The organism is Methylobacterium sp. E-066 (genome assembly GCF_022829635.1).
Taxonomy (GTDB): Bacteria; Pseudomonadota; Alphaproteobacteria; order Rhizobiales; family Beijerinckiaceae; genus Methylobacterium.
Map to the genome: position 1 here is coordinate 1 of NZ_JAKSYO010000159.1, position 929 is coordinate 929.

Annotated in this window: 1 protein-coding gene; it reads right to left on the reverse strand. The window is 68.0% G+C overall.

Going from position 1 to position 929, the window contains the following annotated elements:
- On the reverse strand, nt 1-929 hold a 929-nt coding region (tuf, locus tag MKL20_RS21795; RefSeq protein ID WP_244038420.1), incomplete at both ends, for an elongation factor Tu.

Here is a 929-nt window from a genome sequence, read left to right on the forward strand (position 1 = left end):
TCCTTGGTCAGGATGTAGGCCTCGGCCTTGAACTTGGTGTGCGGCTTCACCGAACCCGGCTTGCACACGACCTGGCCGCGCTCCACGTCCTCGCGCTTGGTGCCGCGCAGCAGCACGCCGACGTTGTCGCCCGCCTGGCCCTGGTCGAGCAGCTTGCGGAACATCTCCACGCCGGTCACCGTCGTGGTCGTGGTCGCCCGGATCCCGACGATCTCCACCGTCTCGCCGACCTTGACGATGCCGCGCTCGACGCGACCCGTCACCACCGTGCCGCGGCCGGAGATCGAGAACACGTCCTCGATCGGCATCAGGAACGGCAGGTCGATCGGGCGCTCCGGCTGCGGGATGTAGCTGTCCACCGTCTCCATCAGCGCCAGGACGGCTTCCTTGCCGATCTTGGGCTCCTTGTCCTCCAGCGCCATCAGCGCCGAGCCCTTGGTGATCGGGATGTCGTCGCCCGGGAAGTCGTACTTCGACAGCAGCTCGCGCACCTCGAGCTCGACCAGCTCCAGGAGCTCCTCGTCGTCGACCATGTCGACCTTGTTGAGGAACACCACCAGCGCCGGGACGCCGACCTGGCGGGCCAGCAGGATGTGCTCGCGGGTCTGCGGCATCGGGCCGTCGGCCGCCGACACCACCAGGATCGCGCCGTCCATCTGGGCGGCGCCGGTGATCATGTTCTTCACGTAGTCGGCGTGGCCGGGGCAGTCGACGTGGGCGTAGTGCCGGTTGGCCGTCTCGTACTCCACGTGCGCCGTCGAGATCGTGATCCCGCGCGCCTTCTCCTCCGGCGCCTTGTCGATCTGGTCGTAGGCCGTGAACGTCGCCCCGCCCGTCTCCGCCAGGACCTTCGTGATCGCCGCCGTCAGCGACGTCTTGCCGTGGTCGACGTGACCGATCGTGCCGATGTTGCAGTGCGGCTTGGTGCG